Source organism: Sphaerisporangium rufum, from assembly GCF_016863395.1.
GTDB lineage: Bacteria > Actinomycetota > Actinomycetes > Streptosporangiales > Streptosporangiaceae > Sphaerisporangium > Sphaerisporangium rufum.
Genome location: NZ_BOOU01000054.1, coordinates 99,358 through 122,425 on the forward strand (window position 1 = coordinate 99,358; position 23,068 = coordinate 122,425).

Below are 23,068 nucleotides of genomic sequence, written 5' to 3' on the forward strand. Positions count from 1 at the left end.
CGGGGCTGGACGGCAAATCACCACACCCCGGTACCGGCCGGACGGGTGAGCATGGTTCCGGCACGGGCCGATCTCGATAGGCTGGCGCCGCCAACAGGTGGACAGCGGCAAAGGCGACACGTTGAACGACCTCGGTCCCGGTGACCCCCCTCAGATCGGCCGGTACCGGCTGCTCGGCCGGCTGGGCCGCGGCGGGATGGGCACCGTCTACCTCGGCCGGGACGCGGCGGGGCAGCCGGCCGCGATCAAGGTGATCAACCCCGAGTACGCCCGGCACGAGGAGTTCCGCACCCGGTTCCGCCGCGAGGCAGAGGCGGCCCGGCGGGTGCGCCGGTTCTGCACGGCGGCCGTGCTGGACGCCGACCTGGACGGCGACCAGCTGTACGTGGTGACCGAGTACGTCGAGGGGCCGAACCTGCACGAGGCGGTGCGGGACGCCGGACCGCTGCGCGGTTCCAGCCTGGACGCGCTGGCCGTCGGGGTGGCCACCGCGCTGACCGCCATCCACGCGGCCGGCGTCGTGCACCGCGACCTCAAGCCGTCCAACGTGCTGCTCTCGCCGGTCGGGCCGCGGGTGATCGACTTCGGCATCGCCCGGGCGCTGGACACCCTCGGCGGGATCACCGGCACCGGGCAGCTGCTCGGCACGCCCCGGTACATGGCCCCGGAGGTGCTGCGCGGCGAGCCGGCCTCCCCCGCCTGCGACGTGTTCTCCTGGGGCTGCCTGGTCGCCTTCGCCGGCACCGCCACCCCGCCGTTCGGCGGCGACTCGATGCCGTCGATCATGTACCAGGTGCTCAACACCGAGCCGTCGCTGGCCGGGCTGGAGGAACCGCTGCGCTCGCTGGTGGCCGCCACCCTGGCCAAGGACCCGGCGCGGCGGCCGGCCGCCCAGGCGATCCTCGACCAGATGGTCGGCCGGACCGGGCCGGAGCAGGCCGAGCGGTCGGTCGCGGCGGCCTGGCGGCAGGACCCCACCCTGGCCGGCCCGCCGTCCACCCTGACCGGCCCGCCGCCGACCGTCCCGTCCCGGCCGTCCCCCACCGCGCACGGCCCAGCTCCCACCGGATACGGCCCCGCGAGCCACGCCCCGGCGGCGACCGCCTACGGCCCGGGTGGTCCGGGAGGCCATGGAGGCCCGGGTCCAGGTGGTCCGGGCGGTCAAGGTCCGGGCGGCCCGGGCCGGCCGGGCGGGTACGGCCCGGCGCCGGCGAGTCCGGCCGGCCGGGCGGCGGAGCCCGGCACACGAACCACCCGGCGGCTGCGCCTGATCGGCATCATCGCCGCCGCCGTGGTGGTCGCGGTCACCGTCACGCTCGGGGTTCGCACGCTGCTGCCGTCCGGGCCGCCGACCGACCTGGTCTACCTGTACCAGGACGATTTCGGCGACAACAACGGCGGCTGGGGCGGATCCACCTACACCGGCGAGGACGGCAGCAGCTGGGGGTACGCCCCGGGTGGCTTCTACGCGGTGGACGTGGACACCGAGCACCCCGAGCGGGTGGAGAAGGCGCCCATCCCGTTCGTGCCGGCCCAGCCCGCCACCCCCGACCCGAGTGCCACGCCGACCCCGACGACGCCGGGCCGGCTGCTGCTCGCCGTGACCGTCGCCCCGCGCCAGAAGTCCACCCAGGGCGAGTACGGCCTGATGTGCCGGTCCGCCGACGAGACCTACAAGCCGACCCGGTACGAGTTCCTGCTCACCGGGGACGGCAAGGCCCGCATCCGCCGGGTCGTCAAGGGCGCGGGCGGGGACCTGCCGCCGCCGGCGCCGGTGTCCGGGCTGGACGGCAAGGATCCGGTGCGACTGCAGGCCGAGTGCGACCGGACCGGCGAGGGGATGCGGCTCACCATGTGGGTGAACGGCGCGGAGGTGCAGTCCTACACCGACACCTCGGCGCCGCTGCCGAACGGCGACGTCGGCTTCCTGGCCCGGGTGCCGGCCACCCCGGACGCGGCGATGAAGCTTTCGTTCGACGACTTCAGCGTGTCCGGCACCCCCGACGCCCGGACCGGCACCTCCCCGGCCGGCTGACCCTCGGCGGCGGGTTCAGCCGGCGGCGGGGGCGGCCTGCGGCCGGTTGAGGGCGGTGGTGCGGGCGACCTCCTCGGCGACGACCCGGCGGCCCGGCCACCGGCCGACGGCGAGCGCCATGAGCGCCAGGCCGGCCAGCGACCAGCCGCCGATCACGACCGGCACCGCGACCCGCTCGGCGAGCGCGCCGGCGGCGAGCACCGCGGCGGCGTGCGCGAGCTGGATGCCGCCCTGCATGATCCCGAACGCGCGGGCGCGGAAGGCGTCCGGCAGCATCTGCACGAACAGGCCGTTCAGCGGGACGAGCACCGTGTTGACCGCCGCGGTGGCCAGCAGCACCAGCACCACGGCCACCGCGAACGGCGGCGCCAGCAGGATGGGCACCAGCAGCGCGGGACCGGCGAGCAGCAGCGGCCGGACCAGGCGCAGCCGCCGCTCCGGGCCGGTCAGCCGGGTGACCACGGCGCCGATGACGCAGCCCACCGGGGCGGCGGCCATCAGCAGGCCGGTGATCTGCGATCCGCCGCCGAACGCGGGCGTCCAGGCGGCGGCGAGCCCTTCGGGGACGATCACGATCGCCGTGACGCTGAACACCACCAGGGCGATCGGCCGCAGGACGCGGTGCCCGAAGACCAGCCGCAGCCCGTCGCCGGTCTCCCGCAGCAGCGACCGGCGGGCCGCGGCGGCGGCCGGGGCGGGCCGGGGCCGGACGCCGCGCCACAGCAGCAGCGCGGACGCGGCGAAGGTGGCCGCGTTGATCACCAGGCCGGTGCGGACGTCGAGCGCGGCCACCACGCCGCCCGCGGCGTACCCGGCGACCTGGGCGGCCTGGCCGGCCATGTTCTGGAACGACAGGCCGACCACGTACCGGTCGCCGGTGAGCAGCTGCGCCACCATGGCCGACCGGGCCGCCTGGAACGGCGGGGTCAGCAGGGACGCGCCGAGCAGCAGGAGCAGCAGCACGGCGAGCGGCGTGCCGGGCAGCGCCATCAGGCCGATCAGCACCATCCGGACCAGGTCGCACACGATCATGACCCGGCGGTAGGGGTAACGCTCGGCCAGCGCGGCGAGCACCGGCCCGCCGGCCACCCAGGGCAGATAGCTGATCGCGAAGCCGGCGGCGGACAGCAGCACCGAGCCAGTGCCCTGGAAGACCAGGAAGGTCACCGCCACCTTGGCGAAATAGTCGCCGACCCAGGACAGCAGCGCCGCGCCGAACATCGCCCGGTATTCGGCGACGCCGAACACGTCGCGGAAGGTGGCCGGCCGGTCGGCCGCGGCGCCCGGCGCCGCCCGGTCGGCGGGCCTGGTGGCGCTCACCCGGTGGCGTCCTTTCCGGGTGGCCGACCCGCGGGCCCGGCGCCCCGGAGGGTCGCTCCAGCGTTCGACCTGCTTAACGAGGGCCATGTCTGGCACTGTAAACAGCGGTGTCCGGACGGTGACGCGGGTCGGCGCCAAGTTAGGGGACCCAGTTACCGTTGATCATCACGATATGGGCCCGCCTTTCGGCCGTCAATATGACGTTATTAACCTCACTATTCGGCGATTGTCGATTTATCGCTTTTATCCGGAATGGAGGGTTTCTGTCGCGTTCGGATGGCCAGCCCGGCACACCCGATCACCGCGAGGCCGCCGAGGACGGTGGCCCAGGTGATCCGCTCGCCCAGCAGCAGCGCCGCCCAGCTCACCCCCAGCACCGGCTGGACAAGCTGGATCTGGCCGACCTGGGCGATCGGCCCGATGGCGAGCCCGCGGTACCAGGCGAAGAAGCCGAGGAACATGCTCACCAGGCCCAGGTAGCCGAACGCCGCCCACTCGGCCGGGGTCCCGGCCGGCGGCCGGGCCGCCGCCGCCAGCCCGGCCAGCACGAGCATGACCGGCGCGGCCAGCACCAGCGCCCAGGAGATCGTCTGCCAGGCGCCGAGTTCCCGGGACAGCAGCCCGCCCTCGGCGTAGCCGACCGCGGCCGCGGCGACCGCGCCGAGCAGCAGCAGATCGGCCCAGCGCAAACCGCCGGACCCGCCGCCGCCCTGCCACCAGGCGAACCCGGCCGTGACGGCCGCGCCGGCCGCCGCCATCGCCCAGAACGCCGGCGGCGGGCGCTCGCCGCCGCGCAGCACGGCCATGACCGCGGTGGCCGCCGGCAGCAGCGCGATCACCACCGCGCTGTGGCCGGCCGGGGCGGCGGTCAGCGCGAAGGAGGTCAGCAGCGGGAAGCCGGCCACCACGCCGGCCGCGACGACCGCCAGCCGGGCCCACTGGCCGCCGCGCGGCGGCCGCTGACCGGTCAGCGCCAGCGCCCCGGCGGCGAGCACCGCGGCCACCACCGCCCGGCCGGAGGCCACGAACAGCGGCGAGATGGCGCCGCTCTGCACGGCCACCCGGGTGAACGGGACGGTGAACGAGAACCCGGCCACCCCGAGCAGGCCCCAGCCCAGCCCGGCCCGGGACCCCGATAGCACCGGCCGGTCGGGCAGAGTAGCGCTACTATTGAGCTTCATGGACCACGATAGCAGTGGCCGGATCGCCGCCGATCTCCGTTCCTGGATCGCCACCGCGGCCCCGGGCACCCGGCTGCCGGCCACCCGCGCTCTGGTCGCGCGGTACGGGGCGAGCCCGGTCACGGTGCAGAAGGCGCTGCGCGCGCTGGCGGCCCAGGGGCTGGTCGAGAGCCGGCCGGGCGTGGGCACCTTCGTCCGGGCGGCGCGCACCGCCCGCCCGAACGACTACGGCTGGCAGACCGCCGCCCTCGGCACGCCGCGCGACCGCCCGCCGCGGCCGTCCATCACGCTGCGCACCGTCCCGAACGACATGATCGCGCTGCACTCCGGCTACCCGGACCGCGAGCTGCTGCCCGAACGCCTGGTCCGAGCCGCCTTCACCCGCGCGGCCCGCGGCGGCGCCGCCGTCGCCAGGCCGCCGGCCGCCGGACTCCCGGAGCTGCAGGAATGGTTCGCCGCCGAGCTCGGGGCCGCGATGCCCGCCGGGCTCGCGCCGCCCGCGCCGGGCGACGTCGTGGTGCTGCCGGGCAGCCAGAGCGGGCTGGCCACCGCCTTCCGCGCCCTGGTCGGCCCGGACCGCCCGCTGCTGCTGGAGTCGCCGACCTACTGGGGGGCGATCGCCGCCGCCGCGCGGGCCGGCGTCCGCGTCGTCCCGGTCCCCTGCGGGCCGCACGGCCCCGACCCCGACGCGCTGGCCCGCGCGTTCGAGCAGACCGGGGCCCGCGCCTTCTTCGCCCAGCCCAACTTCGCCAACCCCACCGGCGCCCAGTGGCCGCCCGCCCTGGCCGGCCGGGTGCTGGACCTGGTGCGCGAGCACGGCGCGTTCCTGATCGAGGACGACTGGGCGCACGGCTTCGGCATCTCCGCCGACCCGGTGCCGGTCGCCGCCCGGGACGACGGCGGGCACGTGGTCTACCTCCGCTCGCTCACCAAGATCGTGTCCCCGGCCGTCCGGGTCGCCGCGATCGTCGCCCGCGGCCCGGCCCGCGAGCGCATCCTCGCCGACGTCCAGGCCGAGTCCATGTACGTCAGCGGGCTGCTGCAGGCGGTGGCACTCGACGTCGTCACCCAGCCCGCCTGGCGCACCCACCTGCGCGGCCTGCGCCACCAGCTCGCCGCCCGCCGCGACCTGCTGGCCGGCGCGCTCGCCGAGCACGTGCCCGCCGCCCGGCTGGAAGGGCTGCCACCGGGCGGGCTCAACCTGTGGGTCCGGCTGCCCGACACCACCGACCTGCCCCGGCTGGCCGGCGACTGCGAGGCCGCCGGGGTCATCGTGGCGGCCGGCGACGAGTGGTTCCCCGCCGAGCCGACCGGCCGCTACCTGCGGCTGAACTACGCCGGCCCGAACCCCGGCGCCTTCCCCGACGGCGCCCGCGCGATCGGCCGGGCGCTCGCCCGCCAGCGGGCCGGCCGGCCCGCCGGCCCGCCCGACCAGGACTGACCCGGTCATCTGCCGGCCCCGCCCTTCCGCCCGGCTCCCGGCCCACGCCGTCCGCCGACCAGGCCGGTAGCCGCACGCTCGGCCCGGCACCCGGTCGGGCGGCGGCCTGCCGACCCGGTCGCGGGCCGGCCCGGCACCCGCTCGCGGGCCGGCCCGGCACGCCTGGCGCGGTCGCCGGCCCGCCGCCGCCCGGCGCCGCCCGGCGACGCGGAGCGGTCAGCCGGACTCGCGGACCACCAGCTCGCACGGCAGGATCGCCGAGGCCACCGGGTCGCCCTCGATGGCGGCCAGCAGCATCCGGACGGCCGCCACCGCCTGCCCGGCCACGTCCTCGCGCACCGTGGTCAGCGCGGGGGTGGTGTACGCCGCGGCGTCCACGTCGCCGAACCCCACCACCGCGACGTCGTCGGGCACCCGCCGGCCGGCCGTGCGCAGCTCGCGCAGCACGCCGATCGCCGGCAGGTCGCTCGCCGCGAACACCGCGTCCACCTCCGGGTGCCCGGCCAGCAGCCCGCGGGCCGCCGCCGCGCCCGCCGCCCGGGTGCGCCCCCCGGAGACGACCAGCTCCGGCAGCCCCGCCTCGCGCAGCGCCGCCCGGTACCCGGCCAGCCGGCCGTCCACCGCGACGCCCTCCACCGGGCCGGCGATCATGGCGATCCGCCGCCGGCCGGCCGCGACCAGGTGCCGGATCGCGGCCCGCGCCCCGGCCGCCCCGTCGGCCTCGACGTACGGCACCGCCGCCCGCGGCCGGCCGAGCGCCACCACCGGCACCCCGGCGGCGGCCAGCGTGCCGGGCATCGGATCGGTGGACCGGGACGGCACCAGCAACGCGCCGTCGGCGTGCCCGGCGGTCAGGTACCCCTCGGCCCGCCGCCGGCTGTCCCCGGAGTCGGCCGGCACCAGGATCACCTGCCGGCCGGCCCGCTCCAGGGCGTGCGCCGCGGAGCGGACGGCCGCGGCGAACACCGGGTCGTCGTCGCCGTCCGGGGACGGCACCGCCCCCTCGCCCAGCACGACCAGCGCGACGGTGTCGGTGCGCCGGGTCACCAGGCTGCGGGCCGCCGAGTTCGGCACGTAGCCGAGCTCGGCGACGGCGTGCATGACCGTCTCCCGGGCCTGCGGCGCCACCGTCCGCTCGCCGTTGATCACCCGGGACACCGTGGACCGGGACACCCCGGCCCGGGCCGCCACCTCCTCCAGGGTCGGCCGCCGGGGACGCCGCGAGCCCAGGCCGCCGCGGGCGATCACGTCCCGGTACCACAGCGCGCTGTCCTTGGGCCGGCGCCGCTGGGTGGCGAAGTCGACGTGCACGATGCCGAACCGCGGCCGGTACCCCTCGGCCCACTCGAAGTTGTCCAGCAGCGACCAGACGTGGTAACCGCGCAGGTCGGCGCCGGCCTCCAGCGCCGCGTGCGCCGCCCGCAGGTGGCCCTCCAGGAACGCGGTCCGGTCGGCGTCGTGCACGTGCTCGCCGGTCACCTCGTCCTCGAACGCGGCGCCGTTCTCGGTGACGATCAACCCGACCCCCGGGTAGTCGCGCGACAGCCGCAGCAGCAGCCGGGTCAGCGCGGTCGGCACGATCGGCCAGCCGACGGCGGTCGTCGGCGCCTGCCCGCCGGTGAACTCGATGCCCTCGGTGCCGGGGAACGCCGGGTTGGCCGGCTCGCCGGGCCGGGCCCGCACCACGCACGGCGTGTAGTAGTTGATGCCCAGCAGGTCGACCCGCTGGTTGATCGCCGCCAGGTCGCCGTCCCGGATGTGGCCGAGCCCGGCGATCCGCTCGATGATGTCCAGCGTGGTGGCGGGGTACTCGCCGCGCAGCACCGGGTCCAGGAACTGCCGGTTGATCAGGCAGTCCACCCGGGCCACCGCCTCGGCGTCCGCCTCGGCCGGCACCGCGGCCGGGTCGTGCACCTGGGCCGGGGTGAGCACCGGCGCCAGGTTCAGGGTCAGCGCGATCTCCCGGGCGCCCGCCTCGCGCAGCGCCCGAGCGCCCAGGCCGTGCGCGAGCAGCAGGTGGTGCGAGGCGACCAGCGCCTCGGCCGCCGAGGTTCGCCCCGGCGCGTGCACGCCCACCCCGTAGCCGAGGCTGGCCGCCACCCACGGCTCGTTGACGGTCAGCCAGGTGTGCACCCGGTCGCCGATCCGGTCGTACACCAGCCGGGCGTAGTCGGCGAACCGGTGGGCGGTGTCGCGCGCGGTCCAGCCGCCGGCGTCCTCCAGCGCCTGGGGCAGGTCCCAGTGGTAGAGGGTGGCGTACGGCGCGATGCCGGCCTCCAGCAGCTCGTCCACCAGGCGCTGGTAGAAGTCCAGCCCCGCCTGGTTGGCCGGCCCGCTGCCGGGCGGCTGCACCCGCGGCCACGACACCGAGAACCGGTAGGCCTCGATGCCCAGCTCGGCCATCAGCGCGACGTCCCCGGCGTACCGGTGGTAGTGGTCGCACGCGGTGTCCCCGGTGGCGCCGCCCGCCACCGCGCCGGGCCGCCGGCAGAAAGTGTCCCAGATCGACGGGCCGCGGCCGTCCGCGCCGGTCGCCCCCTCCACCTGGAAGGCCGCCGTCGCGGCCCCCCAGACGAACCCGTCGGGGAACTTCAGCGCCCGCTCGCGGACGGTCGTGGTGGCGGTCATGGTCGGACAGCTCCCGTCTCGTGCCCCGGAGCGCGCGGTACCCCTCCCGCGCCGCGATCCGGCAGCCCCAATCATCGCCGACCCGGCGCGGCCCGGGAACATTCCCGGCACACACCGGCCGGACGGCGCTCACCGGGCCGGACGGACGGCGGCCCGGCCGGTGGGGCGGCCGGGCCGGGGAGCGCGCCGGCCGCGGAACGGCCGGCCGCGAGAAACCGCGGGAGGACACGCGGACGCGAGCACCTGACCCGACCGCCGGACCGGGCATCAGGCCACGGCCGGCGGTCCAGGTGATCGCGTGACCGCGAGGTGGCGGGTCAGGGGACGAGCAGGAGCTTGCCGCTGGTACGACGGGCCTCCAGGTCGTCGTGGGCGCGCGCGGCGTCGGCCAGCGGATAGGTGCCGTGCACGTGCACGCCGATCGCACCGGAGGCGGCCCAGCCGAGCACGTCGTCGGCCCGCTGGAGCAACTCCTCGCGGGTGGCGACGTAGTGGTGCATGGTCGGCCGGGTCAGGAACAGCGAGCCGCCCTGGTTGAGCCGCTGCGGGTCGACCGGCGGCACCGGCCCGCCGGCCGCCCCGTACAGCGCGAGCAGGCCGCGCGGGCGCAGCGCGGCCAGGCTGCCGTCGAAGGTGGGAGCGCCGACCCCGTCGTACACGACGTGCGCGCCGATGCCGGTCAGCTCGCGCACCGCGTCGGCGAAGCCCTCGTAGCGCAGCACGTCGTCGGCGCCGGCCTCCCGGGCCCGCTTCTCCTTCTCCTCGGTGGACACCGTGCCGATGACCCGGGCGCCGCGCAGCTTGGCCATCTGCACCAACAGCAGGCCGACGCCGCCGGCCGCGGCGTGCACGAGCACCTCGTCGCCGGTGCGCACCTGGTAGCAGGAGTGGGTGAGGAAGTGCGCGGTGAGGCCCTGCAGCAGGACCGCCGCCGCCTGCTCGAAGGACAGCCGCTCCGGCACCGGGACGGTCCGCTCGGCCGGGACGACGGCCTGCTGCGCGTACCCGCCGAGGACGCCCGCCCAGGCGACCCGGTCGCCCCGGGCGACGTCGGTCACCCCGGGCCCGACCGCGGTCACGGTGCCGGCGCCCTCGCTGCCGGGGATGAACGGCGTCGGCAGCGGATAGCGGCCCTCGCGGTGGTACACGTCGATGTAGTTCACTCCGGCGGCGGCCACGTCCACCAGCACCTCGCCGGGCCCCGGTTCGGGGTCGGGCGCCTTGCGGTGGACGAGCGCGGCGGATCCGCCGGTCTCGCTGACGACGATCGCGTGCATCGTGTTCGGCTCCTTAACAGGGGCGGACGGCTCTCGGGGCGTCCGGGGGGTGAACGGCCGCGGGGGGCACAGGTGCCTGACCCCCTGCACGTGCCCAACCGCCGGGCCGCTAGTCCCTGTTCCCGGCGGTTCCCCCTGCTTCGGGGCCGATTCCAGCGATCCGCGGCTCCCCGCGGTCACCGTCCATGCCTTGACCGTCCGGCGACGCGGCGGCGGAACCCACGCCGGCCGCCCCGGGCGCCGCGCCCGGCGGCGAACCCGGTCCCGCAGATCAGGGCGGGGCGTCCGCCGGCCAGCCGAGCAGCCGGGCGCCGAGGACGGCGGTCTCCAGGGTGAAGCGCTGGGTCGGGTCGTCCGGGGAGAACCCGGTGAGCCGCCGGACGCGTTCCAGCCGGTAGGTGACCGCCCGGGTGCTCACCCCGAGCCGGCGGGCGGCGGCCGTCTGGTTGCCCTGGGTGGCGAACACCGCCGCCAGCGTGTCCAGCAGCGGCTCCGGCCCGCCCCGGGCGCCGCGCAGCGGGCCGAGCACGGTCGCCACCAGGTCCTCGATCGCGGCCCGGTCGCGCAGCAGCACCGGGAAGACCAGCAGGTCGGCGGCCTTGAGCACCTGGGGCCGCAGTTCCAGCCGGTCGCCCAGCCCGATCGCGTCGGCGGCCTCCCGGTAGGAGGTCACCACGCCGCCCGGCCCGCGGTGCGGCCGGCCCACCCCCACCCGCCAGCCCGGGTCGAGCCCGGCGCGGACGTGGTGGGTGAACTCGCCGACCGCGGCGGCCAGCGACGCGGGCGCCACGCAGACCAGCAGGCCGTCCCGGGCCGCCACCAGGATGTTGTGCGAGCCGAACCGGGTGACCAGCGCCTGCTCCACCCGGCGGACCAGCGGGTCGCCGTCGGTGATCGGGGTGCCGTGCCGGGCCGCCGCCACCGTGTACGCCTCGGCCAGCCGCAGCCCGAAGTGCTCGGCCCGCTCGGCCAGCCGGTCCGCCCGCCCGTGCAGCAGGTCGTCGACGAACGCCCGGCGGGCCGCCTCCTCCAGCCGGATCGCCCGGGTCTGCGCCTCCTCGTACCCGTCGAAATAGGCGGCCAGCGACCGGCGTAACGCGCCGAGCAGCGCCGCGTCCACCGACGGGTCCGGCGACGGGTCCGCCGCGGCCGGCTCGGCGGCCAGCAGGCAGGCGTCGGCGAGCCGGCGCATCGGCACGCCGTCCTCGGCGGCGGCCGCGCCGGCGGCGCGCAGCGCGTCCAGGGCGGCCCGGTCCGGCAACCGCCCGGTGGTCCGGGCGGCGCCGAGCACCGGGAGCAGCCCGACGAGCAGGCCGGCGGGCACGCCGGTCGCCTCGCTCACCTGAGCGAGAACGTCCATCACACACCCACATCACGCCGGTCGAACGCCAGGACCGCGGTCAGCGCCAGCACCACCGAGGCGCCGAGCAGCAGCAGGTAGTCGCCGAGCGGGAAGCCGTGCGCCAGCGGGTTGCCGGCGGCGTAGTAGCGGAACGGCGACGCCCAGGTCAGCCAGCGCAGCCCCTCGACGTCCCGGGACAGCGCGTTCACCACGAATCCGGCGACGGCGTAGACGCCGGCCACCGCGAGCCCGATCGCCTTGCGCCCGGTCGCCGCGCCCACCGCCACCGTGAGCACCCCGAAGAACAGGCCGAGCAGCAGCAGCCCGGTGTGCGCGGTGATGATCCGGTCGAACCCCACGCCGAGATCCACCGCGGCCCCGGCCCCGGCCACCACGGCCAGCGTGACCGCGTAGACCGCCAGCAGGGCGAGCGCGAGCGCGGCGAACCGCTCCAGCAGCAGCCGCTGCCGGGTCACCGGCAGGGTGACGGCCAGCTCCAGGGTGCCGGACTCCTCGGGGGCGGCCACCGCCCGGTTGCCCAGCACCACCGCGCACCCGATGAACAGCATCGGCACGAACAGCTGGTAGATCACCGCCTGCAGGAATCCGGCGCCGGTGGAGATGCTCTCCAGCCCGCCCAGCATCCACCGGATGTTCTCCGGGTACTTCGACATGGCGAGCTGGCCGTACAGGTCGGGGTTGGCGTGCATCTGCGGGTAGAACGACAGGTACATCCCGATGAAGACGCCGATGCCCACCGCCCACCCGATCATCGCGCGGCGGTATTCGCGCAACGTCTTACGCACCAGCGTGGGCATGGTGCATCTCCTCGCTGTAGTAGGTCAGGAAGATCTCCTCCAGGTCCGGCTCGGCCGAGACCATGTGCACGACGGTGAACCGGGCCGCCGCCTTGATCAGCGCGTCCGGCCGGCCGTCGATCGTGCAGCGCACGCTCGCGCCCTCCACCTTCAGGTCCCGTACCCCGGGCAGGTCAGCGAACGCCTCCGCCGGGACCGGCGCGTCGAAGTGCAGCTCCACCCGGCGCACCGCCTTCTCCCGCAGCGCCGCCACGTCCTCCACCGCGACCAGCCGGCCGCCGCGCACGATGCCCACCCGGTCGGAGACGTGCTCGACCTCGGCCAGCACGTGCGAGGACATCAGCACCGTCGCCCCGCCCGCCCGCGCGTCGCGGACCATCGACAGGAACTCCTGCTGCACCAGCGGGTCCAGCCCGCTGGTCGGCTCGTCCAGGATGAGGAACTCCGGGTCGTGCATGAACGCCTGGATCAGCCCGACCTTCTGCTTGTTGCCCTTGGAGAGCTTCCCCATCCGCACCGACAGGTCGGCCTCCAGCCGCTCGGCCAGCGCCTCGATCCGGCCCGGGGCCACCCCGCCGCGTACCCCGGCCAGGAACTCCAGGTAGTCGCGGGCCTTCTCCCGGCCCTCCAGGGCCAGCTCGCCCGGCAGGTAGCCGATCCGGGCCCGGACCCGCGGGTCGCGCGGATCGCCGCCGAGCACCCGCAGCGTGCCGCGACTCGGGCGGATCACGTCCAGGAGCAGCCGGATCGTGGTCGTCTTGCCGGCGCCGTTCGGGCCGAGGTACCCGAACACCTCGCCCGGGCGGATCTCCATCGTGAGATCGTCCAGGCCGCGGCGCCGACCGTAGTACTTGGTCAGCCCCTCGGTCTCCACCACTGCTGTCATGCCGGAATCATGCTGCCGCCGGGGGCAGTCCCGGTAGGACCACTCCCGGACACCTCGCGGCCGGTTCCCTTCCCGGATCCGGCAACCCGGCCGGGGTCAGCGATCGCGCGGGACGGCGCAGGCGGGCGCGCCGGGGACACGCAGGTGGTGGCGGTACCGGGCGACCAGGTGGTAGCCGGCCGCGGCCAGCCAGCTCAGCGGCGGGACCAGCATCGCGGTGCCGGCGACCTTCCACCACAGGGCCGGCTGCACCAGCAGCAGCACCGCGACGGCCCGCGCGCCGGAGGCCCGCAGCCCGCGCGGGCCGACGAGCTGCACCGATGTGGTCACCTCGTCCCGGGTCAGGCCGTACTCGGCCAGGTCCAGCCGCTGCCAGGCGCTCACCCGGGGCATCACCGGCAGGTGGCGGTGCCCGAGGTCCACGCACCACCGGCAGAAGCCGCAGTCGCCGTCGTAGATCAGCACCGGCACGGTTCTCATCCCTTCATACAACCGCATCCGGCGCACCGGGCGGCACGAACGGCAGCCCGGCCGGCGCACCCTTCTCGATCAGGGCCAGCAGCGCGGCGGTGTCCACGTGCCCGGCCACCAGGTCGGCGAGGGCGTCCAGCTGCCGCTCGCGCAGCGCGGCGAACGACACCCCCGGCGCCGGGGTGAACGTCCGGCCCGCGGCGGCGGCCACCTCGGCCAGGAAGGCCCGGCGGAAGCCGTCGTTCTCCAGCGCGCCGTGCCAGGTCGTGCCCCAGACCGCGCCCGCCCGGCAGCCGTCCAGGAACGGCTCGGCGCCGCCGTCCGGCGTCACCACCCCGTGGTGGATCTCGTACCCGGCCACCGGGTGCCCGTACGCCGCCCCGGACGGCCGGCCGAGCACCTTCTCGGCGCCGAACGTCACGGTCGCGGGCAGCAGGCCGAGCCCCGGCACCCGGCCGGCGCCCGACTCCACCTCGTCGTCGATCGTCCGGGCCAGCATCTGGTAGCCGCCGCAGATGCCCAGCACCGGGCCGCGCCGGCGCAGCAGCGCGCCCGCCAGCCCGGTGCGGCGCAGCCAGTCCAGGTCGGCGACCGTGGCCCGGGAGCCGGGCAGCACCACCAGGTCGGCCGTCTCGATCTCGGCCGCGTCCCGCGCGACGGTGACGAACCGGACGGCCACCCCCGGCTCGGCGGCCAGCGCGTCCAGGTCGGTGAAGTTGGAGATCCGCGGGTAGCGCACCACCGCCACCCGCAGCCCCCCGCCCCCGCCCCCGATCCCGCTTCCGGCCCCGATCCCGCTTCCGGCCCCGATCCCGCTTCCGGCCCCGATCTCGTTTCCGGTCCCCTTTCCGGAACCGACCCCGACCTCGTTTCCGGACTCGGCCCCGGCCCCGATCCCGTTTCCGGCCCCTTTTCCGGCACCGGCGGCAGTCTCGACCTCGGTCCCCGTACCGCTTCCGGCCCCGGCGCCGTGCCGGGACCCTGCACCGGCCGCGACTCCGGGCGCGTCCCAGGACGCAGGGCCGGTCCGGCCGTCCAGGGCGAGCGAGTCCTCCAGGTCCAGCCACAGGGTGTCCAGCCACGGCAGCACCCCGTACACCGGGCGGCCGGTCAGCCGCTCCAGCATGGCGAGCCCGGGCGCGAGCAGCTCCGGCGCGCCGCGGAACTTGTTGACCAGGAACCCGGCCACCAGCGCCTGGTCGGCCGCGTCCAGCAGCGCCAGCGTCCCGTACAGCGCGGCGAACACCCCGCCGCGGTCGATATCGCCCACCACGACCACCGGGATATTCGCGGCCCGGGCCAGCCCCATGTTGGCCAGGTCTCCGGCACGCAGGTTGATCTCCGCCGGGCTGCCCGCGCCCTCGCACACCACCACGTCGTACGCCGCACGCAACCGGGCGAACGATTCCAGCGCGACGGCGCGCATCCGGTCGCGGTGCGCGCCGTACCCGGTCGCGTCCACCTCGGCCACCGGGCGGCCGAGCAGCACCAGCTGGCTGCGCCGGTCACTGCCCGGTTTGAGGAGGATCGGGTTCATGTCGGCGGTCGGCTCGACGCCGGCGGCCCGCGCCTGCGCGGCCTGCGCCCGGCCGATCTCGGCGCCATCGGCGGTGACGTAGGAGTTCAGCGACATGTTCTGCGCCTTGAACGGCGCCACCCGCACGCCCTGGCGGGCCAGCCACCGGCAGATGCCCGCGGTGACCACGCTCTTGCCCGCGTCCGACGCCGTCCCCGCCACCAGCAACGTCCCCCGCACGCCCCCACCTTTCCGAACGGCATTCACCGAACCATGTCCCCGACGGCGTTCCGCCGCGTCACCCGGCCGATCCGGCCGAGTCCGGGCAGGAACAGGACGGCGGCGGCGGTGAGGACGGCGGCGGCGGCGTTCACCGCGCGGGCCAGCCGGACCGACCTGGCGATGTCCGCCACGGCGGGCGGCGGCCCGTCCCCCAGCTCCGGCCGGTGCTCCACCCGGCCGCCGTACACGTTCCGGCCGCCGAGCCGCACGCCGAGCGCCCCGGCGAACGCCGCCTCGCACCGGCCCGCGTTCGGGCTGGGATGCCGGTGCCCGTACCGGCGCAGTGCCTCCCATGCGGCCCGCGGCGACCCGCCGGCGACCGGGGCCAGCGCGCAGGCCAGCACCCCCGTCAGCCGGGCCGGCAGGAAGTTGGCCAGGTCGTCCAGCCGGGCCGCCGGCCGGCCGAACAGCAGGTACCGGTCGGACCGGTGCCCGACCATCGCGTCCAGCGTGTTGACCGCCCGGTAGGCCAGCAATCCGGGCACCCCGGCCAGCGCCCCCCACAGCAGCGGCGCCACCACCGCGTCGGAGGTGTTCTCCGCGATCGACTCCACCGTCGCCCGGGCCAGCCCGGCCGGGCCGAGCGCGGACGGGTCGCGCCCGCAGAGGTGCGGCAGCCGCTCCCGGGCGGCGGCCAGGTCACCGGCCCGCAGCGCCGCCGCCATCGCCGCGCCCTCCCGGGCCAGCGTCGTCCCGCCGAGCACCGCCCAGGTGGCCGCCGCCGTCACCGCCGCCCGCGCCGCCGGCCGGCCACGCGTCGCCCGCTCCGCGGCCACCCCGAGCAGCGCCACCGTCCCCACGCACAGCCCGGCGTGCAGCGCGCCCCGGGCCACCGACCGCCGGTACAGCCGCCGCTCCACCGCCGCGGCGGCTCGCCCGAACGCCGCGACCGGATGCGCCGGGTGCCGGGGATCGGCGAACACCGCGTCCAGCACCACCCCCGCCACCAGCCCGGCCGCCCGCGCCCGCCTGTCCAGGATCCTCATCCGGCGAATCCTGCCATCAACGGATCTGCTCGGATTCATCGGCCCGGCGATGGTTCCCAGGCGGGCGCCGTCCTAGAGAAGGTGGCGGGCCAGGTCGTCGCAGTTGGCGTCCAGCCAGGCGGCGGCCCGGCGGATGCGCTCGCCGGCGCCCGCCGCCCACATGCGGGCCCACGGCCCGCCCTCGGCCTCGGCGCTCGCCCGCATGGCCTGGTAGGAACGGCCGAACCGCAGCCGGCTCACCTCCAGCAGCCGGCGCCGGTCGGCGGCCGCGAAGCCGTACGCGTCGCAGAACAGCCGCAGCCGGGCGCCCACGTCCAGATCGAGCTGCCGCGGGTCGCGGTCCACCGGGTCGGCGATCGGCGCCCAGTGGCGCAGCGCGACCGCCGCGTCGAACAGCCGGGTCGTCGGCCGGGCCAGGTCGAAGTCGATGAGCCCCCACGGCCGGCCGTCCCGGAACACGACGTTCTCCGGGGTGAGGTCGCAGTGGCCGACCAGCTCCGGCTCGGCGTCGTCGGTGGCGCCCGGCGCCCACTTGGCGCCGTCCGGCGGGACGAACCCGGCGACCGCGTCGTGGTAGCCGCGCAGCAGCTCCGCCAGGCCGGCCAGGGTGCCGTCGGTCACCGCGTACCCGGGCAGCGGGCGGGTGGGCACCTGGCCGGGCAGGAAGGTGAGGATCTCGCGGCCCCGCTCGTCCACCCCGAGCAGCCGGGGCGCGCGGTCGAAGCCGACGGCCGCCAGATGGCGCAGCAGCGCGTGCACGGCGGTGCCGTACCGGCCCACCGGCCGCCGCACGGTGTCGCCCACCCGCACGACGCCCTCGGTCATGTCGCCCCCGGGCAGCGCCACCTCCGCCTGGGGCGTGCGCGTGCCGACGAACATGGCGCCCGATTCTAGCCCCGCGCCGGCGATCGGGCACCGAGATCGCCCGATCCCGGCACGGGCGCGGCCCACCGGTTGCATTAAAAATGAAAATCGTTACCATTCTCATGGGCGTCGGATCCCGGTGCGACGGCACCACCACGGCCGCCCACGAAAGGACCGATCCCATGCGTTCTGTGCACCGCCGCGCCTTCCTCGGCGCGGCGACCGGCGTGTCCGCCGCCCTGCTCACCGGCTGCGGCACCACCGCCACGTCCCGGACCGCCGCGTCCGGCACGCCTCGCCGGGGCGGCCGGCTGCGGGTGGCCTTCGCCGGCGGTGGCGGGCAGGAGACCCTCGACCCGCACCTGTCCAACCTGTTCGTCGAGGCGTCCCGGTCCAAGGCGCTGTTCGACAAGCTCGCCGACTACGGGCCCGACCTGTCGGTCCGTCCCCGCCTCGCCGAGCGCTGGGAGCCGGACCCCGCCCTCACCACCTGGCGGGTCACCCTGCGCCAGGCCGCCTTCCACGATGGCAGGCCGGTACGCGCCGCCGACGTGCTGTACAGCTTCGCCCGGATCGCCGACCCGCGCCGCGCCTTCCGGGCCCGGGCCGGCCTCGCGGTGATCGACCTGCCGGGCAGCCGGGCGGTGGACGACCGCACCGTCGAGTTCCGGCTCAGGCACCCCTACGCCGAGTTCCCCAACCTGCTCGCCGCCTTCGGCGTGTTCGTGGTCCCGGACGGCGCCGAGGACTTCACCCGGCCGGTCGGCTCCGGCCCGTTCATCTTCACCTCGTTCCAGCCGGGCCGCTCGCTGCTGCTGCGGCGCAACCCCGACCACTGGGACGGCGCGCCGTACGTCGACGAGCTGCAGTACCTGACCGCCAACGAGGAGTCCGCCCGGATCGGCGCGCTGCTCGGCGGGCAGGTGGACTACGCCCACGACGTCACCCCGACCACCGCCCGCGCCTACCAGGACGACGCCCGGGTGCGGATCACCCGGCTGCCCGGCAGCGGCATGCAGGCCTTCGCCATGAAGCTGGACCGGCCGCCGTTCGACGACCCGCGGCTGCGCGAGGCGATGGTCCTGCTCGCCGACCGGCGCGGGCTGGTCGACAGCGTGCTCGCCGGGCACGGCCAGGTGGGGAACGACCTGTTCGGCAAGGGCTACCAGCACTACGCCGCCGGCATCCCGCAACGCGCCCACGACCCCGAGCGGGCCAGATGGCTGGTCAGGAAGGCCGGCGCCGAAGGGCTCAAGGTGCGGCTGGACACCTCCGCCGCGGCCGGCGGCTTCGTGGAGTCCGCGACCGTCTTCGCCGGCCAGCTGCGCCGGGCCGGGCTCGCCGCCGAGATCGTCATGGGCGACAAGGACACCTACTGGACCGACGTGCTCGACAAGGGCACCCTGTGCTGCTTCCGGTCCGGCGCGATGCCCATCGAGTCCCACTTCGCCCAGCGCCTGCTCACCACGTCCACCACCAACATCACCAAATGGCGGCGACCGGAGTTCGACGCGCTGTACGCCAAGGCCGTCTCGCTGGCCGACCCGGGTGCCCGCGGCCGCGTCTACGCGGAGATGCAGCGGATGCAGCACGCCGAAGGCGGCTACCTGGTGTGGGGGTTCGCCGACTGGCTGATCGCCGCCCGGCCGGGGCTCCAGGGCATCGCCGTCTCGCCGGCCAACACGCTGGACTGGGCGCGCTTCGACAAGGTGTGGCTGGCATGAGCGGGCCGGTGGCCCGGCAAGTCCGGCCGACCCGATGATCATGCACGGCTACGTCGTGCGACGCCTGTCCCTCGGCCTGGCGCAGATCGTGCTGGTCACCGCACTGGTCTTCGCACTCACCGAGGCGCTGCCCGGGGACGCCGCCGTCGTGCTGGCCGGGGACGCCCCCGACCCCGGACGCGTCGCGCGGCTGCGCCACGAACTCGGCCTGACCGGCTCGGCGGCCGAGCGGTACACCGGCTGGCTGCTCGGCGTGCTCCGCGGCGACCTGGGCACCTCCATGATCGCCGGACGCCCGGTCGCCGCGTTCATCGCCGAATCCGGGCCGCCCACCGCGCAGCTCGCCGCGATCACCCTGCTCCTGCTGGTACCGCTGGCCGTGGCCGGCGGCGTCGCGGCCGCCGTCCGGCCGGGCCGCGCCCTGGACCGGGTGATCAGCGGCACGAGCGTCGCGCTGTACGCGGTACCCGAGTTCGCCCTCGCCATCGTGCTGGGCGCCGTGTTCGCCCTGCGGCTCGGCTGGCTGCCGCCCACCGCGATCGGCGCCGGCGGCGACCTGCTCGCCGACCCGGCGGTGCTGGTGCTCCCCGTGCTCGTCCTGCTGGCCCGGCCGATCTGCTCGATCAGCCGGCTGGTCCGCGGCGGCATGATCGACGCGCTCGGTTCCGGCTACGCCGCGCACGCCCGCCGGCTGGGTCTGGCGCCGCGCCGGGTCCGCTGGGCACACGCCCTGCCGAACGCGGTGACCCCGGCCGTACAGCAGCTGGCCCGGACCACCGACTGGCTGCTCGGCGGCGTGATCACCGTCGAGGCGGTGTTCGTCGTGCCCGGCCTCGGCAGCGCGCTGACCGGTGCGGTCGCCGCCCGGGACGTCCCGGTGATCCTCGCTCTCGCCCTGCTCTTCGCCGCCACCACGGTGACGGTCAACCTGCTCGCCGACATCGCCGCCTACCGCCTCGCCCCCCGGTCGGACGGCGCCGGATGACCGGCCCCGATCCCACGCCTGGCCGGCCGGGCAGGGCACGGTGGGTGCTGGGCGGCCTGCTGCTCGCCGTGCCGCTGGCCCTGGCCGTCGCCGGCCCGCCGGCGGCCGGCGAGCCGGCCCCGCCCGGGGTGCCCTTCGCGGCCGGCACCGGACCGCTGGGCACCGACTTCGTCGGCCGGGACGTGTGGTGGCAGGTGCTGTCCGGCGGGCGCGCGGTCGTCACGGTCGCGCTGGCCGCCACCGGGCTGGCCTACCTCGCCGGCGCGCCGCTCGGCCTGCTCGCCGCGATGACCCGGCGCCGGCTGCTCGACGAGCTCCTGATGCGCCCGCTGGACCTGCTGCTGGCGATCCCGTCGATGCTGCTGCTCATCCTGCTGGCCGCCGCGGCTCCGCCCGGCCCGCCCGGCCTGGTGCCCATCGTGGCGGCGATCAACCTGCCGGAGATCACCCGGATCTGCCGGGCCGCGGCGCTGGAGAGCGCCGCCGGACCCGTGATGGAGGCGATGCTCGGGCAGGGGGAGGGCTGGTGGCGCCGGGCCGGATACGCCGCGCGTTCGATGCTGCGCACCCTGCTCGCCGACCTCGGCGTCCGCGTCGTCGGCGCGCTCTACCTTGTCGCGACCGCGAGCTTCCTCGGCATCGGCGTCCCGCCGGACGCGGCCGACTGGGCGGTGATGGTCGACCGCAACCGGGCCGGCATGTTCGTGCGGCCGGAGGCGGTGCTCGTCCCGGCACTGCTGCTGGTCTCGCTGGCCGTCGGGCTCAACCTGCTGTTCGACCAGATCCGCACCCGGAGGACGGCATGACCCACCCCGCCGCGCACAGCACCCCGGCCCGCCCCACACCACCGGGCACGGCACCCGACCCGACCCGTCTCACCCGGCTGAACCCGGAGGACGAGATCATCCGTCCCGCCCCGCCGAACACCGACGGCGACCTCCCCCGTCCCGCCCCGCCGGACGCGGCGCCCGGCCGGGCTCGGCCGAGCCCGCCGGCGGCCGGGTGCGCGCTGGACCGGCCGGCCACCCGGAGACCGGCATGATCCGGGTCGACGCGCTGACCGCCGCGGCCGGCGGCCGGACGCTGGTCGGCGGCGTCACCTTCGCCCTGCCCGCCGGGCAGGTGCTGGCCCTGGTCGGCCCGTCCGGCAGCGGCAAGACCACGATCGGGCGCGCGCTGCTCCGCGAGCACGCCCCCGGCGTCGTGCTGTCCGGCACCGTCGAGGTGACCGGGCGGGTGGGATACCTGCCGCAGCACCCCGCGTCCGTGCTCAACCCGGTACGCCGGGTGGGCGGGGTCCTGCGGGAGATCGCCCGGCAGGCGGCCCGCACCACGTCGGCGGCCGGCGCCGCCGGGACCAGCGGTGCCGGGCGGCGCGAGACACCCGGCCGGCCCGTCGCCCACCGGCCCTGGCTCCGCTCCGCCGGCGCGCGCCGGACCCGGGAGATCGCCGAGAGCCTGGTGGTCACGGCGCTGGGGCAGGCCGCGCTGCCCGGGCCGGCGGAGCTGGCACGCCGCTTCCCGCACCAGCTCTCCGGCGGCCAGCAGCAGCGGCTGGTGCTGGCCCAGGCGCTGCTGCGCTCCCCCTCGGTGATCGTGGCCGACGAGCCGACGACCGGCCAGGACCCAGTCACCAAGCACCAGATCACCCGCCTGCTGCGCCTCCTGGCGAACCAGGGAATGGCGGTGGTGCTGCTCACCCACGACTTCGACGTGGTGGAGGAGATCGCCGACCGGATCATGGTGCTCGGCGACGGCCGGGTAGCCGAGCACGGCCCGGCCGGCGAGGTGCTCGCCCGACCCCGGCACCCCCACACCCGGCGGCTGCTCGCCGCCCGGCCACCCGCCCGCCCGGACACCGGCGACGTCCGCACCCGGCCGGCGACGGCGCGCTCCTGGTCCGCGCCGGCGCCGGACGGGCCGGACCGGCTGGCCGTCGCCGGCCTGACCGCGCGGCACCGCTCGGCACCGGTCATCAGTGACGTCTCGCTGCGGCTGCCCGCCGGCCACTGCCTGGCGGTGCTCGGGCGCTCCGGCGACGGGAAGACCACCCTGGCCCGCTGCATCGCCGGCCTGCACCGGCCGGCCGCCGGCACCGTGCTGCTCGACGGCCGGCCGCTCGCGCCGGCCCTGGTCCGGCGGAGCCGCGCCGAGCTGGCCCGCGTCCAGTACGTCTTCCAGGACGCGCACGCCTCCTTCGACCCGCACCGCCCGGTGGCCGCCCAGGTGAGCCGCACCGCGGTTCGGCTGCGCGGGCTCGGCGCGGGCGAAGCGGGGCGGGAGGCGCTCGCCCTGCTGGACCGGCTCGGCCTGCCCGCCGCGACCACCGCCCGCCGGCCCGGCGCGCTCTCCGGGGGCGAGCTGCGCCGCGCGGCGCTGGCCCGTGCCCTGCTCGCCGCACCCGACGTGCTGATCTGCGACGAGATCACCGCCGGCCTGGACACGGTCACCCAGGCGAGCGTGCTGGACCTGCTGGACGAACTCCGCCGGGACGGGCTGGCGCTGCTGCTGATCAGTCACGACATGGGCGTCGCCACCCGGCTGGCCGACCGGGTCGGCGTCCTGTCCGGCGGCCGGCTGGAACCGCTGGATCCGTCCACGGACGTCACCCCCCGCCACCCGCCATCCGGCGGCCCCGCCGCCCGGCGTCTCCGGACGTCCGGCTCCGACGCGCACGCACCCGGCACGCATCACAAGGAGGACACCTCATGATCCCGTCCGAGTACCGCGTTCACCCCGCCGCTCCCGAGCATCTCGACGGGGCCCGCGGCGTCATGCTCGACACCTTCTACCGCGAGTTCGGGTACGGCTACCGCCCCGAGTGGCACTGGGACGTCGTCGACCTCGACGGCGTCTACCTCGGACCCGCCCGGCACGCCCTGTTCGTGGCCACCACCGTCGACCAGGTCGTCGGGACCACCGCCGTCCGGGCCGTGGCCCCCGCCCACCCGCGGGCACTGGCCGACCGCTACCCGGCGGGCGCCACCGCCCAGCTGTTCCGGGTCTACGTCTCCCCCGGGCACCGGCGCCGCGGCCTGGCCAGGGCCATGGTCGAGCAGGCCCGGCGGTTCGTCGCCGCCTCCCCGACGTACCAGGCCCTCTACCTGCACACCGACACCCGGATCGCCGGAGCCGAGGCGTTCTGGCGCTCCGTGGCGACGGTCGTCCTCGACGCCCGCGACGGCGATCCCGCCCGCTTCCAGACCCTGCACCTGGAGATCCCCCTGGACCGGCCGCTGCCCGCGGCGCCCGCCGGCCGGCACGTCACCGTGCCAGCGTGATATGCCACATGGAGTCCGGTGTTGGCAGTAT

Annotated in this window: 19 protein-coding genes; 8 read left to right on the forward strand and 11 right to left on the reverse strand. The window is 76.5% G+C overall.

All coding sequences use genetic code 11. From position 1 onward, the window contains the following. Positions 1–121 precede the first annotated feature (121 nt). Positions 122–2,035 carry a serine/threonine-protein kinase gene (locus Sru01_RS36270; protein WP_275412190.1) on the forward strand — a complete coding sequence of 638 codons (1,914 nt, stop codon included), beginning with the start codon at positions 122–124 and terminating at the stop codon, positions 2,033–2,035. A 15-nt stretch (positions 2,036–2,050) separates the two neighbouring features. On the opposite strand, the gene Sru01_RS20130 is transcribed toward Sru01_RS36270, so the two are convergent. Next, positions 2,051–3,355 carry an MFS transporter gene (locus tag Sru01_RS20130; RefSeq protein WP_203988781.1) on the reverse strand — a complete coding sequence of 435 codons (1,305 nt, stop codon included), beginning with the start codon at positions 3,353–3,355 and terminating at the stop codon, positions 2,051–2,053. A 215-nt stretch (positions 3,356–3,570) separates the two neighbouring features. Next, the gene (locus Sru01_RS20135) at positions 3,571–4,536 is read right to left on the reverse strand and encodes a DMT family transporter (protein WP_203988782.1); all 966 of its coding nucleotides are present in this window, start codon (positions 4,534–4,536) and stop codon (positions 3,571–3,573) included. On the opposite strand from Sru01_RS20135, the gene Sru01_RS20140 reads away from it, so the two are divergent. Continuing rightward, on the forward strand, positions 4,535–5,977 hold the full coding sequence (locus Sru01_RS20140) for an aminotransferase-like domain-containing protein (protein WP_203988783.1): 1,443 nt from the start codon (positions 4,535–4,537) through the stop codon (positions 5,975–5,977). The two genes, Sru01_RS20135 and Sru01_RS20140, sit on opposite strands and share 2 nt — an antisense overlap. Positions 5,978–6,193: 216 nt before the next feature. Here Sru01_RS20140 and Sru01_RS36480 read toward each other — a convergent pair whose 3' ends face one another. The 9 genes from Sru01_RS36480 to Sru01_RS20185 form a co-directional block, all read right to left on the reverse strand. Then, on the reverse strand, positions 6,194–8,605 hold the full coding sequence (locus Sru01_RS36480; protein ID WP_307812059.1) for a GH1 family beta-glucosidase: 2,412 nt from the start codon (positions 8,603–8,605) through the stop codon (positions 6,194–6,196). Positions 8,606–8,922: 317 nt separating this feature from the next. Further along, positions 8,923–9,882 (reverse strand): quinone oxidoreductase family protein, encoded by a 960-nt coding sequence (locus tag Sru01_RS20150; RefSeq protein ID WP_203988784.1) that lies wholly within the window; start codon positions 9,880–9,882, stop codon positions 8,923–8,925. Positions 9,883–10,153: 271 nt separating this feature from the next. Further along, on the reverse strand, positions 10,154–11,242 hold the full coding sequence (locus tag Sru01_RS20155; RefSeq protein ID WP_239137587.1) for a PucR family transcriptional regulator: 1,089 nt from the start codon (positions 11,240–11,242) through the stop codon (positions 10,154–10,156). Further along, positions 11,242–12,042 carry an ABC transporter permease subunit gene (locus tag Sru01_RS20160; protein WP_203988786.1) on the reverse strand — a complete coding sequence of 267 codons (801 nt, stop codon included), beginning with the start codon at positions 12,040–12,042 and terminating at the stop codon, positions 11,242–11,244. Before Sru01_RS20160 ends, Sru01_RS20155 begins: the two co-directional genes overlap by 1 nt. After that, the gene (locus tag Sru01_RS20165; RefSeq protein ID WP_203988788.1) at positions 12,023–12,928 is read right to left on the reverse strand and encodes an ABC transporter ATP-binding protein; all 906 of its coding nucleotides are present in this window, start codon (positions 12,926–12,928) and stop codon (positions 12,023–12,025) included. The genes Sru01_RS20160 and Sru01_RS20165 overlap by 20 nt, the downstream gene beginning before the upstream one ends. 96 nt (positions 12,929–13,024) lie before the next feature. Beyond that, positions 13,025–13,408, reverse strand: a complete 384-nt coding sequence (locus tag Sru01_RS20170) for a thiol-disulfide oxidoreductase DCC family protein (RefSeq protein WP_203988789.1) — start codon at positions 13,406–13,408, stop codon at positions 13,025–13,027. Positions 13,409–13,412: 4 nt separating this feature from the next. Next, entirely contained in the window at positions 13,413–15,155 is a 1,743-nt protein-coding gene (locus Sru01_RS35760) for a cobyric acid synthase (protein ID WP_239137588.1), read from the reverse strand. Between the two features lie 23 nt (positions 15,156–15,178). After that, a complete protein-coding gene (locus Sru01_RS20180; RefSeq protein WP_203988790.1) occupies positions 15,179–16,183 on the reverse strand; it encodes a cobalamin biosynthesis protein in 1,005 nt (334 codons plus the stop codon). A gap of 72 nt (positions 16,184–16,255) precedes the next feature. Then, positions 16,256–17,062 (reverse strand): phosphotransferase enzyme family protein, encoded by an 807-nt coding sequence (locus Sru01_RS20185; RefSeq protein ID WP_203988791.1) that lies wholly within the window; start codon positions 17,060–17,062, stop codon positions 16,256–16,258. 167 nt (positions 17,063–17,229) lie between these two features. Here Sru01_RS20185 and Sru01_RS20190 point away from each other — a divergent pair, with 167 nt between their 5' ends. Genes Sru01_RS20190 through Sru01_RS20215 form a run of 6 tightly spaced genes read left to right on the forward strand, consistent with a single transcriptional unit; the run spans position 17,230 to position 23,037 of the window. Continuing rightward, on the forward strand, positions 17,230–18,771 hold the full coding sequence (locus tag Sru01_RS20190) for an ABC transporter substrate-binding protein (protein ID WP_203988792.1): 1,542 nt from the start codon (positions 17,230–17,232) through the stop codon (positions 18,769–18,771). 40 nt (positions 18,772–18,811) lie between these two features. Further along, positions 18,812–19,756: an ABC transporter permease gene (locus tag Sru01_RS20195; RefSeq protein WP_239137589.1), complete on the forward strand. Its 945-nt coding sequence runs from the start codon at positions 18,812–18,814 to the stop codon at positions 19,754–19,756. Beyond that, complete coding sequence (locus tag Sru01_RS20200; protein WP_203988794.1) at positions 19,753–20,562, forward strand: ABC transporter permease subunit; 810 nt, start codon at positions 19,753–19,755, stop codon at positions 20,560–20,562. Before Sru01_RS20195 ends, Sru01_RS20200 begins: the two co-directional genes overlap by 4 nt. Next, positions 20,559–20,798, forward strand: coding sequence for a hypothetical protein (locus tag Sru01_RS20205; RefSeq protein ID WP_203988795.1), 240 nt, complete (start codon positions 20,559–20,561; stop codon positions 20,796–20,798). Before Sru01_RS20200 ends, Sru01_RS20205 begins: the two co-directional genes overlap by 4 nt. Next, complete coding sequence (locus tag Sru01_RS20210) at positions 20,795–22,468, forward strand: ABC transporter ATP-binding protein (protein WP_203988797.1); 1,674 nt, start codon at positions 20,795–20,797, stop codon at positions 22,466–22,468. The genes Sru01_RS20205 and Sru01_RS20210 overlap by 4 nt, the downstream gene beginning before the upstream one ends. Continuing rightward, a complete protein-coding gene (locus Sru01_RS20215; RefSeq protein ID WP_203988799.1) occupies positions 22,465–23,037 on the forward strand; it encodes a GNAT family N-acetyltransferase in 573 nt (190 codons plus the stop codon). Before Sru01_RS20210 ends, Sru01_RS20215 begins: the two co-directional genes overlap by 4 nt. Positions 23,038–23,068: the final 31 nt, after the last annotated feature.

Bases quoted from the DNA above. Each gene is read 5' to 3' on its own strand.
- Sru01_RS20140 (WP_203988783.1), top strand. From the start codon at position 4,535: ATGGACCACGATAGCAGTGGCCGGATCGCCGCCGATCTCCGTTCCTGG.
- Sru01_RS20135 (WP_203988782.1), bottom strand. From the start codon at position 4,536: ATGAAGCTCAATAGTAGCGCTACTCTGCCCGACCGGCCGGTGCTATCG.
- Sru01_RS36480 (WP_307812059.1), bottom strand. From the start codon at position 8,605: ATGACCGCCACCACGACCGTCCGCGAGCGGGCGCTGAAGTTCCCCGAC.
- Sru01_RS20150 (WP_203988784.1), bottom strand. From the start codon at position 9,882: ATGCACGCGATCGTCGTCAGCGAGACCGGCGGATCCGCCGCGCTCGTC.
- Sru01_RS20155 (WP_239137587.1), bottom strand. From the start codon at position 11,242: ATGGACGTTCTCGCTCAGGTGAGCGAGGCGACCGGCGTGCCCGCCGGC.
- Sru01_RS20160 (WP_203988786.1), bottom strand. From the start codon at position 12,042: ATGCCCACGCTGGTGCGTAAGACGTTGCGCGAATACCGCCGCGCGATG.
- Sru01_RS20165 (WP_203988788.1), bottom strand. From the start codon at position 12,928: ATGACAGCAGTGGTGGAGACCGAGGGGCTGACCAAGTACTACGGTCGG.
- Sru01_RS20170 (WP_203988789.1), bottom strand. From the start codon at position 13,408: ATGAGAACCGTGCCGGTGCTGATCTACGACGGCGACTGCGGCTTCTGC.
- Sru01_RS20180 (WP_203988790.1), bottom strand. From the start codon at position 16,183: ATGAGGATCCTGGACAGGCGGGCGCGGGCGGCCGGGCTGGTGGCGGGG.
- Sru01_RS20185 (WP_203988791.1), bottom strand. From the start codon at position 17,062: ATGTTCGTCGGCACGCGCACGCCCCAGGCGGAGGTGGCGCTGCCCGGG.
- Sru01_RS20190 (WP_203988792.1), top strand. From the start codon at position 17,230: ATGCGTTCTGTGCACCGCCGCGCCTTCCTCGGCGCGGCGACCGGCGTG.
- Sru01_RS20195 (WP_239137589.1), top strand. From the start codon at position 18,812: ATGCACGGCTACGTCGTGCGACGCCTGTCCCTCGGCCTGGCGCAGATC.
- Sru01_RS20200 (WP_203988794.1), top strand. From the start codon at position 19,753: ATGACCGGCCCCGATCCCACGCCTGGCCGGCCGGGCAGGGCACGGTGG.
- Sru01_RS20205 (WP_203988795.1), top strand. From the start codon at position 20,559: ATGACCCACCCCGCCGCGCACAGCACCCCGGCCCGCCCCACACCACCG.
- Sru01_RS20210 (WP_203988797.1), top strand. From the start codon at position 20,795: ATGATCCGGGTCGACGCGCTGACCGCCGCGGCCGGCGGCCGGACGCTG.
- Sru01_RS20215 (WP_203988799.1), top strand. From the start codon at position 22,465: ATGATCCCGTCCGAGTACCGCGTTCACCCCGCCGCTCCCGAGCATCTC.